Genomic DNA, 15,414 nt, shown 5'->3' with positions numbered 1-15,414 from the left:
ATGATCAGAACAAAAACAAAGCGTGATCGTCCCATATCAGAAATTAACGTTGTACCCTATATTGATGTGATGTTGGTTTTATTGGTTATCTTTATGATTACGGCACCAATGTTGAGTCAAGGAGTTACAGTTGATTTACCTAAAGCAGCCAGCCAAACTTTAACACCTACTGATAGGGAGCCAATTATCGTTTCAGTAAATCAACAAGGTTCCTATTTCCTTAATATCAGCAGTACGCCTGCGGAACCTATAGAAGCACAAGCTTTAGTTGTTCGTGTTGCTGCAGAATTAGAGTTAGCAAAACAATCAGCCCAGAAACTTAATGTTTTAGTAAAGGGAGATCAAGGAGTTGCATACGGTAAAGTTGTTCAAGCAATGGCATTACTTAAGCAAGCAGGAGCGGAACAAGTAGGCTTGTTGACTGATTCAGAGTCAGAGAAATCAGAGGGTCAAGCATGATAAGCAATTCCAGTTACCGTAACGCTTTTTTTGCAGCAGTTGGTGTACACCTTTTTTTAATCGTGATGCTTTTAACCGATAATTCAAGCCAACGACCTGTCTTAACCGCTGAAACTAAAAATACACCTGGTATTGAACAACCTATTGCGGCGACACCAAAAAATGAGGTTGTCAAAGCAGTAAGCGTTGACAATAAACAAGTCATGGAAACTGTAAATCGCTTAAAACAGGAACGTGAACAACAAAAGAGAGCCGAAGTCAATAGACAAAATGAACTCAAGCGTCAGGCCGAGGCTGCTCGACAGCAGCGAATCAAAGAACAACAGCAATTGGCCCGTCTTAAAGAAGAAGCAAATAAGATTGCCATTGCACGAAAAAAGCAGGCAGAGGAAGAAAAAAAGCGCTTAAAACAGTTAGCTGAACAAAAAGCACTAGAAGCAAAACGTATTGATGAATTAAAAAAACAAAAAGAAGAATTAGTAAAACAGCAGCAGTTGGAAGCGAAAAAACTTGCTGAACTTAATAAAAAGAAAATGGTTGAAAAAGAAAGGGCTGAAAAAGAAAAAGCTGAAAGAGAAAAAGCTGAAAGAGAAAAAGCTGAGCTTGCAAAAGCAGAAATGGAGAGAAAAAAGCAAGCAGAAGCAGCTGCAGCCGCAAAACAAGCTCAAGCAGCACAAAATGCGGAAAGGCAGGCTCGTATAGCAGGAGAGGTTGATAAATATAAAGCACTTATTGTAAATGCTATAGGCAGGAATTGGATCTTGCCTGAAAATGTTGACAGCAGCTTATCAAGTCAATTTAGGATCCGCCTTGCGCCTGATGGGATGGTATTAGAGGTTACTTTAATGCGCAGTAGCGGTGATCCTCTTCTTGATCGATCAGCACAAACGGCCATTTATAAAGCATCACCGCTACCTGTGCCTACAGATCCTGACACATTTAATCTGTTTCGTGATATAAGTTTAACCGTTCGTCCTGAACAAGTTAGGGGGTAAAACTCGTGATTAATCGAATTATTATATCGTTTTTGCTGCTTTTTATGCAGCAAGTTTTTGCTCTTGATCTAGAGTTAACTCAAGGCATTAACTCAGCTTTGCCTATTGCTATTAATTCTTTTGGAGAGAACAGTACCGCTCAAGAAATTGGGCAGATTATTGAAAATGATTTAAATTTATCGGGACAATTTAGGATTGTTTCTGGTCCTCAAGGTCCTAATGGCCAATCATCAGTGAGTACTTTACGACAGTTGGGGGCCGATAGTGTTGTAACTGGACGAGTCAGTCAAGTAGGAAATCATTATGAAGTGAGTTTCACCTTAACTGATGCGGTAGCCAAAGGAGTAACTTTACTGACCAAATCCTATCAAATTAATGCAAACCAAATTAGGCCACTAGCGCATCACATCAGTGATGAAGTATATCAAAAATTAACTGGGGAAAGAGGAATATTTTCTACGCGTATTGCATATATCTCCGTACAAAGAACTCCAAAACTTACTCGTTATTCTCTAGAAGTTGCTGATGCAGATGGGTATAATCCACAAAGTTTATTGATTTCAGGGGATCCAATTATGTCTCCGGCTTGGTCCCCTGATGGCAAATCAATTTCTTATGTTTCTTTTGAGAAAAAACGAGCACAAATTTTTACAGTTTCAGTGGAAACAGGACAAAGACGTTTGATCACAAGTTTCCCAGGAATTAATGGAGCCCCTGCATGGTCACCCGATGGAAATCAATTAGCTGTAGTTTTATCTAAAAGTGGAACACCCAAAATATACAGTGTTGACATCCATAGTGGTACTATGAAGCAATTAACTTTTGGGGATGCTATTGATACTGAACCTCGTTATGCCCCTGATGGGAAAAGTATACTATTTACTTCAGGTAGAGGTGGCTCACCGCAAATTTATCGTTTATCTTTAGCAACGGGTGCGGTGGCTCGCGTAACTTTCGAAGGAAATTATAATGCACGTGCCTCTTATACCCCTGATATGAAAAATATCGTGATGTTGCACCGTGATGATAGGCAATTTAATATAGGATTGCAAAATGCTACCGGTGGACCTATTCTTAGCTTGACTTCCTCGGGTCGTGATGAATCTCCGTCTGTTGCTCCAAACGGTCGTTTAATTCTCTATGCGACTCATAATCAAGATAAAGGTGTACTGGGTATCGTTTCTCTTGACGGTAGAATAAAAATGAGGCTTCCTGCACGTGAAGGAGATGTGCAAGAGCCTGCTTGGTCTCCCTATTTAGGCTAATCATGACGCGAATTATTTATGCACTTGTTTGTTGCTTTTGGGTACTTCATTGCTATGCTTGGAATGCAGCAGGCCACAAGGTAGTGGCCCAAATTGCTTATGATAATTTATCCCCTAAAGCTAAAACTATGTGTCATAAATATCTTCGTTCACGAACCCATAATACACCTAATTCAAGTTTTGTCAGTTCTTCGACTTGGATGGATGAAATTAGATTTAGAGAGGTTTATTGGTATGATGTAATGCATTATATTGATATTCCTTTTAGCATCGATGAGATTAGTTTGCCTCCTATTGAGAGTACCAATGCAGTATGGGCAATTAAGCAGGCAATGCATGTATTTTCATCTAAAAGAACAAATCCATCAGAAAAACGGCTTGCTTTACGTATGCTCATTCACATTATTGGCGATATCCATCAACCCTTGCACGCAGTAACTCGCGTGAGTGCAGAACTTCCTAAGGGTGATTTAGGAGGTAATTTATTTCCTTTAGGTTTGAATCCTGTGGGCAATAATTTACATAAGTACTGGGATAATGGTGCGGGCTTTTTTCTGGGAAAATATGATGCAAAACAAGTGAAGAAGACAGCGCGGGATTTAGAGCAAAAGCTTCCTTGTTCCGGTATTAGTACCCAAGTAGAACCTAAAAAATGGGCGAAAATGTCGCATAAACTTGCTTTGAAAAATGTATATCAGCTTAATCCTAAAGAAAGTCCAAGTGAGCACTATCAAACAAATGCTCAAATGTTAGTACAAAAGCAGGTTGTATATGCTGGGTGTCGATTAGCGGCAGTACTGAATAAACTTGCACAAGCATAGCATCAACCTCGTATCGTTTGGGTTTGCTGTGAACATCTTTCATTGATTAACTCATCAATTTTTAATCAAATAGTCAATTTCAATGTCTAGGTTTTGATTTATATGATACTATTCACTTATTTTATACAATGACCACGTTGATGTGAGATTTATGATGAGTAAAAATCCTAAGGAAGTAGCTCGTACAACAGCAGAAAAAATCGTTAAAGACTTATTAGATACACCAAGAGAAAATCCTTTAAGTAAGGATCAAGTCATTGTTCTGCTCACTAAGCATATTGATGATGCATATCGGGAGATTAACCCAGCAGATATAACACCATTGTATAAAGCGTTTTCTGTACTCTTACATCCCGATAAGCAGTTTTCAGCAATTGATTCTCGGTTAAACAGTTATTTGGAGCAGAAGGAATTAGAACTTACAGCAGAACCTTTTAAAATCTTAAATCGGATTAATCAAAAATATCTCCTTAAAAATACGACCAAAAAACCCAAGGATGGTTTTAATAATTTTGTTGAATATTTTGATCACCTAATGAAGCCTATGGAAGAGTCTTTGGAACGTTATTATCAACCCGTTCGCTTTTTAGCAAAAGCAGCCTATTGGGCTCTTTCTATAGTTGTAGTTGCGGCTGTTATCATTAGTGTAATTGGAATAGTTCTTTCGTCAATTGTATTAAGAGTCGCTAATGGACTTATTAATTTTACGTTAAACACCTTAACAAATAATCAATATACTAAAGAAGTAAATGATTATTTAGAACCTAATTTTGAAGAATATAAAATAGCATTTTTGAAAAGTATTAGAGCCCAAGTAGCTGAGCGTCTACAGGCTAATCAGAAAGAGCAACGGGCTGAGCAAGTTTTGGAAATGAGTGATGATGATTTATTTGACCTGCTGATTAACGAAGAAGTAGAAGCGAAGATTCAAGTTTTATTTCAACAGCATATCAATCCCTTCGCACCTAATCAAGAAGCGAACATGGAGCAAATAAGGAAGCGATTCACTGAATCATTAAAGAAGGAAACACATGACCAATACATACAGTTAATTAAAAACAGTGCTCCTCTTAGTGATTTTGCTCGATTGAAATTAATTTCTCTTGCTTTGTATCATGCGATTACCAAGCCATTAGCTGAGATTGAAGGAAATAAATTGCTCTCCGTAATTTTAAGGCCCTTACAAATTGTTGCCTCGCCTTTCATTCTTGGAGCTGCAATATTGGTTAAGTTAGCAGATTATACTGTTTCTGGTTTAGCTCTAACAGGAGTGACTTTAAGTTTAGTTGCTAAAGCAGGTATGTTAGTTTTACTCAATACGCCGCTTTATGCATGGGACTTATGCCGTTATACAGTAAGGAAAGTTCAGGAATGTGTAGGTGGCAATGAAAATAGTAATGAGTTAGTGAATGGAGGACCTCATAGCTTACTTATGCTTGAATGGCATCACGATAAATCCCCTATACATACAGAACAGCCTCCCCTCCATAGCGGTACTTTATTTTCAAAACCTAAATCAGAGCTGCCAGCAAAAAACATGGAGCATGGATTGCAAACAGGATTTTCAATGAGTTTTGGGATGAGAAAAAATAATTAATGTGAGTTAGACATAAAAGGCATACGTTATTATTGATTTCGAGAATGTCATAAGATGATGTGAGCCCACAGTTTGATAAGACTTTCCCGCCTAGGCGGGAATGATAAGCTGTTTAACGGCGAGGGGCATATGGTTCAGGTTGTATTGGTTTATTCTTTTCTTTAATACTCATAAGTTCGTGTTTCATGATATTAGTAATTTGTTTATTAATTTTTTCTTCTGGTGGCTTATTAAATAAATTGGCTAAGGCATCAAATAGTTTCTTTATAAATGCACTAAATCCTTTATCCTCAGCTAAATGTTGTTTTGAGCCGTTTATTATATCGTTACTGTCCTGTTGAAATTTTTTAATACAAGGCACCAATACCTCTTCATTTATTTTCTTATTTTTGATCTGCTTTTGTAATTCAGACAACACTTCTATTGAACTAAGTTTTTTTACAGGATTTTGTACCGATATCTTATTCGGTACAAAATCGGGATGAACTGTATAATGATTTAGAGTTTGAACCCCATTTCTCTCTTCTACAAGCGGAATTTTTATGCACTCTTGATTAAATTTAGATTGCTCTTGTTTACCACGACATACATTCAGTCTCTCTTGGGTTAGTTGTGCTGCATTCAGGATATCTTCATGTTTTAAGCTAATAAAATCCGATTTACTATCTTGTTTACTCCCAATATGCTTATGTACTCGATCCGCAAGAGCGTCGATTAAATCAGTAACAATATTTAAGCTTGTTTGATCCCTATGGTTTTTGCCATTTTTATGCGCCAGTTTTTCGTGCTCACTAAGCAAGTCAGTAATTATTTTATTTAAATCGTTCAAAAAACGATCTCTTTCATTTGTATACTTTGACATATCAAATTTACTCCACAGCAATCCAATTCATGCTTTATTTAAGCATTATGGTGATAATTTAACCAATAGAACGTATTTCTATGTCATAGCAAACAATTAAATATCTATTAATTTTCAATCAATTATGACCTGAGCTTCAGATAGTCGAGTTTGAAAAAGATAAAAAAGCACTGAAAAATAGTAAGTTTAGTAAAACACATTAATTCAAAAAGAAATAAATAATATGCTATATTTTAAGGGTTATTAATAAAAATCGGATTCAGATCTTAAACAAAAGGAATAAAAATATGAATAACTTGTTGGTAAAGATGGGTGTGTTTTCGTTATTAATGAGTATTACATTTTTTGGTTGGGCAGCAGGGGCTTGTAAGGCTATTGTAATTTCTTGTATGCAAAATGGTTACTTTAAAGGAGGAGAAAATGCTGGTAAAGATTTGATGAAACATTGCGTTTTACCAGTAGTAGCAGGTAATAAAACATTGCCAAATACAAACTTTAGCCCAGAGCAACTGCAACAATGTAAGATGGCATTGGCAGAAAAAATGAAGGATAAAATGCAACAAAAAGAAGGACAACAATCACCGCAACAACCACCACAACAACAATAAGATAGATCCTCTCCCTCAAGGAGAGGATTTATAAATTTATTCCATGTAGCGTTCACGCCTAATGCAAGATGCACTCAAAGGCTTCATTCTGGCGCAATCTGTGCTCAAATCCATCCTTTCAGCAAGAGGCAAGCATACCCCCTGAACAGATACTATTCCTTTTGTAACGATTGAATTACCGCTCCTAAGAAACGAGTTGCTTCGCCTCCTGTGACTGCTCGATGATCAAAACTAAGTGATAAGGGAAGAATATTATGTGCTTCTATTTTTCCATCGACAGGAACAACTCCTTGGTAAAGTCTACCAACCGCTAAGATGGCAACCATGGGTGGCACAATAATTGGGCTTGCAAAGCGGCCAGCAAATTTTCCAAAATTTGAAAGAGTGATCGTAGCTCCTTTCAATTTGTCTGCTGTAATCTCACGATTACCTACTGACTTTTTAAATTCATCAATCATGGTACGTAATTCAGTATCGGAATGTTTTCCAGCATTATGGATGACAGGAACAAATAATCCCTCTTCATTATCCATTGCTAAACCAAGATGGACTTCATTAAAACATTGTCGTGCACCATGTTTTGTATCAAACCATGCATTTAAAGCCGGTTCATTTTTAGTAGCATCAATTAGGGCTCTGATCAGACGAACGGTAATATCAGTGCCAGATTTCCAGGCACTTATATCTGCCTCGTCAAAGATGCTTACGGGGACTACTTCGGCATGTGACTGCACCATGCTATTGAGCATCGCACGTCTTACTCCACGTAGAGGTTCAAAACCTGCTGGAACTTGCGCGTTTTTATCTGCTTGGGCTTGAACATCATCTCTAGTGATGATCCCAAACTCTCCTGTGCCTTTTACAGTAGATAAATCAATACCTAGTTTTTTTGCTAGCATCTTTACAACAGGAGTTGCCTTAATACGAGCTTGCGTTGCATGTTGTACTCCAATAGTAAAAGTGTCCTCAGTGATTTCGCTACTTTCTTCTAGGTTGCCAACTACTGTTCCCTTATCTGCTGTTTTTGTAACAGACGATGCAAAAGCAACTAGTGGCTCTCCAGTTTTAATAATATCGCCGGGGTTACCGTATAACTTACTTATAACTCCCGCTTGTGGGCAAGGAACATCCACTACCGCCTTAGCTGTTTCCATCGAAACCAGAGGTTGATCTACGACTACAGTATCTCCTTCTTTCACAAACCACTCATGAATCTCAGCATCAGGTAAGCCTTCACCTAAATCAGGTAGATTGAAAATATTCATTATTACTCCATTATGCTCATAACACTGTTTTTAATACGTGCAACACTAGGTATGTATTGTTTTTCCAGCTGAAAATAGGGCATTACTGTATCGTATCCAGTTACCCGCTGAACAGGAGCCATTAAATCAGCCATGGAGTTTTCCATAATAAGTGCTGAAATTTCGGCACCAACACCACAAGTTTTAGCCCCCTCATGAACAATAACACAACGACCAGTTTTTTCTACTGAGGCCAGAATTGTTTCTATATCTAGTGGCTTAATTGTAGCCACGTCAATTAGTTCACAAGAAACTCCTTCATCTCTTAATTGCTTCGCTGCTTGTTGCGTTTCATGCACACTTGCTCCCCAACTTATTAAGGTAACATCATCACCTTGTTGCAAGGTAAAACACTTTCCAATGGGAAGTGCTTCTCCATTATCTTCGACAGGTTGTTTGACTAGGCGATAAATTCGTTTCGGTTCCAAAAAAATCACTGGATCAGGATTACGCAATGCGGCTAAGAGCAACCCATAGGCGCGTTTAGGCGAAGAAGGTATGACCACCTGTAAACCTGGAATATGTGCAAATAATGCTTCAGTACTTTCAGAATGATGTTCTGGTGCCCTGATTCCACCACCAAAAGGAGCACGAAAAACGAGAGGGCAGTGTAGACGTCCCCGTGTTCTATTACGCATACGAGCAGCATGAGAAATAATTTGGTTCATGGCGGGGTAAATAAAACCCATAAATTGAAATTCGGCAACTGGTTTTAGGCCTTGTATTGACATTCCAATAGCTAATCCTGCGATCATCGATTCTGCTAGCGGGGTATCAAACACTCTTTTTTCCCCGAAACGCTCTTGTAACCCTACTGTTGCGCGAAAAACTCCACCGTTTTTGCCTACATCCTCCCCAAAAACCACTACATTTTCATCGTGAGCTAACTCATAAGCTAAGGCCTGAGTAACAGCTTCAATTAAGGTAATATCAGGCATTTGTTGCTTCCTCCATAGCTATTGCACGTTGCTCAACTAAATATTCAGGTAGCTCAGCGTAATGATAATCAAAAATACTAGTAATTGGTTGGATTTTCATACTTAGGTATTCATTAACCGCTTTTTCAACTTCTTCAGAACATTGGATCACCAAGCTCTCTTCATCTTGTGCATTCCATATCTTTTGGTCCATCAGAAATTCTTTAAATCGTGCAATAGGCTCTTTGGGTTTTGCCTGTTCTACGTCTTTAGCAGGTTGATATCGGGTTGCATCATCTGCTGTTGTATGATCGGATAAACGGTACGATAATGCTTCAATTAACGTTGGGCCTTCACCTCGACGCGCTTTTTCAATAGCCTCTCCTATGATCTGTCTTGTTGCTAAGATGTCATTGCCATCAACTTGCATCCCCGAAAAACCAGCAGCAATTGCTTTTTGTGCAATAGTTTGTGTTCCTGTTTGTTTCTCTCTGGGAACTGAAATAGCCCATTGGTTGTTATTAACTACAAAGACTACTGGTAATTTCCAAGTACCTGCTACATTTATTGCTTCATAAAAGTCACCTTCAGAAGTACCGCCTTCGCCGAGACAAACTACCGCAACGCGGGGTTGATTTCTGTATTGGAACGCAAAAGCAACACCTGTTGCATGCAAACATTGGGAGGCAATAGGAACGCAAATTGGTAAGTCTTCAGAGTTACAGGAAAACTGGCTACCACGCTCATCTCCACCCCAAAAAGCAAGAATTTCAGACATTTTTACACCGCGTTGCAATTGAGCGGCATAATCTCGATAATAGGGTACAAGTACATCTTCAGGACGCATCGCATGGCCTATGGCTGCTGAAATTGCTTCTTGTCCATTAATTGGTGCATAAGTTCCCATTTTCCCGGTTCTTTGTAACGCAATCGCTTTTTTATCAAAGGTACGCGTAAGAACCATTATTTTATAAAGTTCTTTTAGGACGGCATGATCTTTGGCAAAATCAGGAAGTTGACCTGTTAGTTTTCCATGTTCATCCAAAAATTGAGTATAAGTAATGTTAAATTGAGCAACTGTTGCCATGTAGGCTCCTTGTCAATAAAGCGTGTGCATAGCATACTCACAAATGACTTTAAAAACCAGAGATATGTAACGTTTGACTGAAAAGGCAGGTTTGTTGAAGAAAGGTTAATCATATCACTAGCGAAGTCAACTAGTCTTACAAACACCAATGATGTTACATTAAACCTACAAAACGGTTGGGCGCTGTAACATGAAATAAAGAATGGCATGTATGGTCTAATGGTACTAAGTTAAGCGTTTTTTGAGTAAACTCTTCACCCATCGACTTCCCGTGAACAAGCCATTGGAAGTAGGTACGGGCCTTAACTTAGTGCCATTAACCTATGCTCAACTGTACCAGGCTATTAATGGCCAAATGAATTTACCCATAAGGATCTATTTTGAGTCAATTTGAACTATTTTCTTTAGACTACTCTCTTTTGCTACCTGAGTTTTATCAAAAACTAAGTCGTCTTCCTGGCTTTGTACTTCTTGAAAGTGGTGATCATCTAAGAGGACGTTACGATATTGTCAGTGCTTATCCTTATGATTTTGTTCAGATTGATCAAAATATGCATCATGTACCGCAGTTAGTAAATGAATTAAATCATCTCTTATCGTCCCAATCGGCAGTAACAGACCTTCCCTTTCAAGGGGGGGCTATTGGTTATATTGCTTATGATTTTGGGGCAAGGCAGTTAGGAATCGATTCAAAAGCACAACCGACATTACAGAATATGCCCTTATTAAACCTTGGTTTGTATGATTGGGCTATTATTGCTGATCATCAGCAAAAATCAGTGACTTTATTTGCCGCAAACCTGCATCAGGCGACACGTGGAATAGTCAAGGAAGTTTTAGACTTATGGCATTACTCAGAAGGGCAATTCAATGATGCGGTTCTTCAAAGTGGTTTTACTCCTTTAATGAATCAAGAAGATTATACCAAGGCCTTTACTGAAATTTATCAATCTCTAAAAGAGGGTAGAAGTTATCAAGTAAATCTCACTCAGCCTTTTCTTGCTCCTTATGAAGGAGACAGTTGGGCTTTATATAAAAAAATTAGTAAAAAAAACCCAGTTCCTTTTGCTGCTTTTCTAAGAACAACTTCTGCGGATATTTTAAGTTTTTCTCCTGAGCGTTTTTTATATTATGACAATGGTCAATTACTTACATCACCGATTAAAGGGACTATTCGGCGTTCTAATGATCCTATTGAAGATGAACAATTAAAACTTGAGTTAGCTTCTTGTGCAAAAAACAGGGCTGAAAATGTAATGATTGTTGATTTACTGCGTAATGATTTGGGCAAAATTGCTCAGCCAGGTTCAGTACAAGTGACGGGTTTATGTGAGGTCCAAAGTTATAATTCAGTTCACCATTTGGTGAGCACAATAAAAGCTCAGTGCTTATCATCTGTTGAACCATTTGATGCATTCTTATCATGTTTTCCAGGTGGTTCTATTACAGGAGCACCAAAAATTGAATCGATGCATATTATTTATGAACAAGAGCCTTATGCTCGTGGTGTTTACTGTGGTGCAATAGGCTATTTTTCGCGACACGGGCGTTTTGATACGAATATTGCTATTCGTACGATAACAGCTAAAGATGATTTGTTACATTTAGCTGCTGGTGGCGGAATTGTAATTGACTCAAACGATGAAGATGAATATCGTGAATGTTTTATTAAAATGGCAGCGATTATGAATGGCCTCAAATGAATTAATAAAAAACAGTTTTACAAATTCAGCGGTGATTGTTCTTTATGAACAAGAATCCGATTCACTAATTTTAACTCAGCGCAGTGAGCAACTTCGTACTCATCCAGGTGAAATTTGCTTTCCTGGAGGTCTATGGGAGGAGGGTGATGAAAATTACTATGCCACAGCACTCAGAGAATTGAATGAAGAGTTAGGTATTAGCGCTGATCGTATAACACTAATAAAAAAATTAAAGACACAAAGAACACTCCTGGGAAGCATTATTCATCCTTGGCTAGCAGGTATAAAATCGGTACATCCTTATCATTTAAACACGCATGAAGTAGTTCGTTTAATTTCCATTCCCATGTCATTAGTGAAGGATTCGAGAAATTATAGAACCTTTATGATTGAACGTAATGGACGTCAATATAAAAGCTGTGAGTTTACTGGGAATAAAGATTGGGTTTGGGGAGCAACAGCAAGGATAATGAAGCAATTGATAAAATGAATGCAGTGTTCACTGTTTAAGAAATAACTCACCAAACAGCGAAAAAGCGTTACCCTCCGTAAAAACGGAGGGTCCAAAATAACGCACAATGGAGTGCCTAGGTTTGATTTATGCTGTAACAGCCGGTTTTTTAGAGATGTTTTCTTGAGTGTCTTTAAGTGCACGACGAAGAATTTTACCGACATTCGTTTTGGGAAGCTCCTCATAAAACTCAACTTCTTTAGGAACTTTGTAAGCGGTTAGATGTTCACGACAATAAGAAATAATTTGTTCTGCAGTTAAGTTAGGATCCTTTTTTACAATACAGGCTTTAACACGTTCACCAGAATCCTTATCAAAAATTCCAACAACACCAACTTCCAATACCCCTGGATGCATTCCTATAACTTGCTCTATTTCATTAGGGTAAACATTAAACCCTGAGACTAGCAGCATGTCTTTTTTCCGATCAACTAAATAAATAAAACCTTCTTCATCCATTTTGCCTATGTCCCCCGTTTTTAGAAAGCCACCTTTAGTGAAAACCAAAGCCGTTTCATCAGGTCGTTTCCAATACCCTGGTGTTACTTGTGGTCCTTTGACACATATTTCTCCACTTGATCCAATAGGGACTTCATTCTCATTATCATCAAGAATAATCACATCAGTAGATGAAATAGGCACTCCTATACTGCCAGTGTATTCCGTAAGGTTCATTGGATTCATGATTGCTGCGGGACTTGTTTCGGTTAGGCCATATGCTTCTAATACAGGTGTTTTAGTCACTTCAAGCCACCTAAGAGCAACGCTTTTTTGTAATGCCATTCCACCAGAAAGGGCAATTTTTAATCTGCTAAAATCAACATCTTTAAATTGTGGGTGGTTTAATAAGCTATTAAATAAAGTATTGACTCCCGTAATTGCTGAAAAGCGAATATTCTTAATATCCTTAATAAAGTTTCCCGTATCTCGAGGGTTGGTAATGAGTACATTTCTTGCGCCTTCTTTTAAAAAGGTCAAACAATTGGCAGTGAGGGAAAAAACATGGTAAAGAGGAATCGCGGTTACAATGATTTCGTCACCATTTAAACCTAAGGGTTGTATCCATGCATCAGCCTGCAAAATGTTAGCAACCATATTTCCGTGGGTCAAAATAGCACCTTTGGCTACACCTGTTGTTCCTCCTGTATATTGTAGAAATGCAATATCATCGTGCGTTAAATCCACATGATGTAATGGAGATTGCTTTCCTTCCAGTAACGCATAATTAAAAGCTACTGCGTGGGGGATGTGATATGCAGGTACCATTTTTTTGACGTATTTCACGACTGTGTTGACTATTATTCGTTTTATAGTGGGAAACAAATCCCCTATTTCGGTGACAATAACATGTTTTAAGTTCGGAATTGAATTTAATCCTTTTTCAACAGTTTTTGCAAAATTAGCAAGTACTATGATTGCCTCGGCACCTGAATCATTCATTTGGTGAACAAGCTCATCCGTGGTATAGAGTGGATTTGTGTTCACAACAATATAGCCTGCTCGTAAGATAGCAAATAGAGCTACAGGATATTGGAGAATGTTAGGAAGCATAATTGCGATTCGTGCTCCTTTCTTTAAGTGAAGCTGTTGAAGGTAGGCAGCAAAATCACGACTTAATGTATTCAATTCCGCAAAAGTAATACTGTGTCCCATGTTGGTATATGAAGGCTTATGAGCATAGCGAACACAGGACTCTTGAAATAAAGCTACAAGAGAAGAATATTGACTTGTGTTAATTTCATGAGGAACTCCTTTTTGATATTGTTCAAACCACCTTTTATCCACCTTAATATCCTTCTGTTATTGGTTTTCACATGTTAGTATAAACAAAAATATTGATTATGGATATCATACTCATGAGTGAAAATACAACACAGACACAAGCGTTTAAGCTAAAAGGCCGTCTTTATACATTTACTGTAGTGCATGTATTAAATACAGACATTAGCCTTTTTTCACAACAGCTCAATGATACAGTTATCAAAGCGCCCAAATTATTTGAACATATTCCAGTAGTTTTTGATTTGTCTGTGGTTCAAAATCTGGAGTTTGACTTACAGGCTTTAGTCCAGGTTGCACGGACTCATGGTATGATCCCGGTTGCCATTCAAGGTGGAACTGCATTGCATCATTCTTTAGCGCAATGTCAAGGTATGGCTGTATTACATGCTTCTTCAACTCAAGATAAACCCATGGGTGGAACTTCTGAAAACACGCACCATGAAACGATAAAAACAACCGCAAAATTAATGACTACTCCTGTTCGATCAGGACAACAAGTAGTAGCAAAAGGTGCTGATCTTATTGTTACATCTTCAGTGAGCCATGGCGCTGAGTTATTGGCTGATGGATGCATTCATGTATATGGTGCTTTAAGAGGAAGAGCTTTAGCCGGTATTTCTGGAGATAAAGATGCGCGCATTTTTTGTCAGTCACTTGAGGCAGAATTAGTATCAATTGCAGGTTTTTATCGCTTAAGTGATGCTATAGAGCCTTGTCATAAGCCTTGCCAAATTTATCTATTAGATGAACATATACACATAGAGCCTTTATGATAGATGTTGTTTTCATTTCAGATCTGCATTTACACCCCGAAGATCAAGCGATTCAAGAACGATTTAATCAATTTCTTGAATGGGCAAAAGTTTCTGTTAAAAATGTGTATATTTTAGGAGATTTTTTTCATGCTTGGGCAGGAGATGACTCAATTGATGAATGGAGTAGAGGTATCGCTCTTCAGTTACATTCTTTGAAAAATCAGGGAGTTAATATTTTTTATATGCATGGTAATCGTGATTTCTTGTTAGGTAGATACTTTGCAGAACTTGCGGGATGGACAATTTTATCGGAACCTACTGTAATTCAGTTAGGCCAAGAAAAAATACTCTTAGTACATGGCGATCGTTATTGCACTAAAGATTTAGCACATCAACGTTTTAGGCGGTTAACCAGAAATAAGGTTTTTTCGTACTTATTTTTAAAGCTGCCGCTAAAATTCCGTCAACGTTTAGTGAATCAAGTACGTTATCGAAGTCAGATGAACCAAAACTTATCTATGGAAGAAATGGATGTGGTTTTAGAAACGATTATTCAGCATATGATGTATTATAAGGTGACGCAATTAATTCATGGACATACTCATAAACCAGGTCTAACTATTTATGAAAATAATTTGGAAAAATTAAGACGTTATGTATTAAGTGACTGGGATGACAAACCCCAGTTATTGTGTTATGATAATACAAAGGGGCTATGTTTTGCTCGTATATAATTTATTTTGTGGAG

Annotated in this window: 15 protein-coding genes; 10 read left to right on the top strand and 5 right to left on the bottom strand. The window is 37.9% G+C overall.

The window, feature by feature from the left end:
• From tolR to Lgra_RS10675, 5 genes are all read left to right on the top strand, one after another.
• Positions 1-459 (top strand): protein TolR, encoded by a 459-nt coding sequence (tolR, locus tag Lgra_RS10695; RefSeq protein ID WP_058499230.1) that lies wholly within the window; start codon positions 1-3, stop codon positions 457-459.
• Entirely contained in the window at positions 456-1,454 is a 999-nt protein-coding gene (gene tolA / locus Lgra_RS10690) for a cell envelope integrity protein TolA (protein ID WP_058499229.1), read from the top strand. Before tolR ends, tolA begins: the two co-directional genes overlap by 4 nt.
• Positions 1,455-1,459: 5 nt before the next feature.
• On the top strand, positions 1,460-2,719 hold the full coding sequence (gene tolB, locus Lgra_RS10685) for a Tol-Pal system beta propeller repeat protein TolB (protein WP_058499228.1): 1,260 nt from the start codon (positions 1,460-1,462) through the stop codon (positions 2,717-2,719).
• Positions 2,720-2,721: 2 nt separating this feature from the next.
• The gene (locus Lgra_RS10680) at positions 2,722-3,540 is read left to right on the top strand and encodes a S1/P1 nuclease (protein WP_058499227.1); all 819 of its coding nucleotides are present in this window, start codon (positions 2,722-2,724) and stop codon (positions 3,538-3,540) included.
• Positions 3,541-3,691: 151 nt separating this feature from the next.
• Positions 3,692-5,137 carry a hypothetical protein gene (locus tag Lgra_RS10675; RefSeq protein ID WP_174905292.1) on the top strand — a complete coding sequence of 482 codons (1,446 nt, stop codon included), beginning with the start codon at positions 3,692-3,694 and terminating at the stop codon, positions 5,135-5,137.
• A 112-nt stretch (positions 5,138-5,249) separates the two neighbouring features.
• Here the strand turns inward: Lgra_RS10675 and Lgra_RS10670 are convergent, their stop codons facing one another.
• Positions 5,250-5,999: a hypothetical protein gene (locus tag Lgra_RS10670; RefSeq protein WP_058499226.1), complete on the bottom strand. Its 750-nt coding sequence runs from the start codon at positions 5,997-5,999 to the stop codon at positions 5,250-5,252.
• Between the two features lie 287 nt (positions 6,000-6,286).
• On the opposite strand from Lgra_RS10670, the gene Lgra_RS10665 reads away from it, so the two are divergent.
• Positions 6,287-6,607, top strand: coding sequence for a hypothetical protein (locus Lgra_RS10665; RefSeq protein WP_058499225.1), 321 nt, complete (start codon positions 6,287-6,289; stop codon positions 6,605-6,607).
• 152 nt (positions 6,608-6,759) lie between these two features.
• On the opposite strand, the gene Lgra_RS10660 is transcribed toward Lgra_RS10665, so the two are convergent.
• The 3 genes from Lgra_RS10660 to pdhA are packed head-to-tail and all read right to left on the bottom strand — an operon-like array spanning position 6,760 to position 9,915.
• Positions 6,760-7,872: a dihydrolipoamide acetyltransferase family protein gene (locus tag Lgra_RS10660; protein WP_058499224.1), complete on the bottom strand. Its 1,113-nt coding sequence runs from the start codon at positions 7,870-7,872 to the stop codon at positions 6,760-6,762.
• Between the two features lie 2 nt (positions 7,873-7,874).
• Complete coding sequence (locus Lgra_RS10655) at positions 7,875-8,849, bottom strand: alpha-ketoacid dehydrogenase subunit beta (protein WP_058499223.1); 975 nt, start codon at positions 8,847-8,849, stop codon at positions 7,875-7,877.
• A complete protein-coding gene (gene pdhA, locus Lgra_RS10650; protein WP_058499222.1) occupies positions 8,842-9,915 on the bottom strand; it encodes a pyruvate dehydrogenase (acetyl-transferring) E1 component subunit alpha in 1,074 nt (357 codons plus the stop codon). The genes Lgra_RS10655 and pdhA overlap by 8 nt, the downstream gene beginning before the upstream one ends.
• A gap of 380 nt (positions 9,916-10,295) precedes the next feature.
• On the opposite strand from pdhA, the gene pabB reads away from it, so the two are divergent.
• The gene (gene pabB / locus Lgra_RS10645; protein WP_058499221.1) at positions 10,296-11,618 is read left to right on the top strand and encodes an aminodeoxychorismate synthase component I; all 1,323 of its coding nucleotides are present in this window, start codon (positions 10,296-10,298) and stop codon (positions 11,616-11,618) included.
• The gene (locus Lgra_RS10640) at positions 11,605-12,108 is read left to right on the top strand and encodes an NUDIX hydrolase (RefSeq protein ID WP_058499220.1); all 504 of its coding nucleotides are present in this window, start codon (positions 11,605-11,607) and stop codon (positions 12,106-12,108) included. The genes pabB and Lgra_RS10640 overlap by 14 nt, the downstream gene beginning before the upstream one ends.
• Before the next feature lie 108 nt (positions 12,109-12,216).
• On the opposite strand, the gene Lgra_RS10635 is transcribed toward Lgra_RS10640, so the two are convergent.
• Positions 12,217-13,914, bottom strand: coding sequence for an AMP-binding protein (locus Lgra_RS10635; protein ID WP_058499219.1), 1,698 nt, complete (start codon positions 13,912-13,914; stop codon positions 12,217-12,219).
• A gap of 71 nt (positions 13,915-13,985) precedes the next feature.
• Between Lgra_RS10635 and minC the strand changes: the two genes are divergently transcribed.
• Positions 13,986-14,684: a septum site-determining protein MinC gene (gene minC, locus Lgra_RS10630; protein WP_058499218.1), complete on the top strand. Its 699-nt coding sequence runs from the start codon at positions 13,986-13,988 to the stop codon at positions 14,682-14,684.
• Positions 14,681-15,400 (top strand): UDP-2,3-diacylglucosamine diphosphatase, encoded by a 720-nt coding sequence (locus tag Lgra_RS10625; RefSeq protein ID WP_058499217.1) that lies wholly within the window; start codon positions 14,681-14,683, stop codon positions 15,398-15,400. The genes minC and Lgra_RS10625 overlap by 4 nt, the downstream gene beginning before the upstream one ends.
• Positions 15,401-15,414: the final 14 nt, after the last annotated feature.

This window comes from Legionella gratiana (assembly GCF_001467695.1).
GTDB lineage: Bacteria > Pseudomonadota > Gammaproteobacteria > Legionellales > Legionellaceae > Legionella > Legionella gratiana.
Note: the sequence above shows the minus strand (reverse complement) of the source record. Positions and strands in the feature narration are given on the sequence as shown.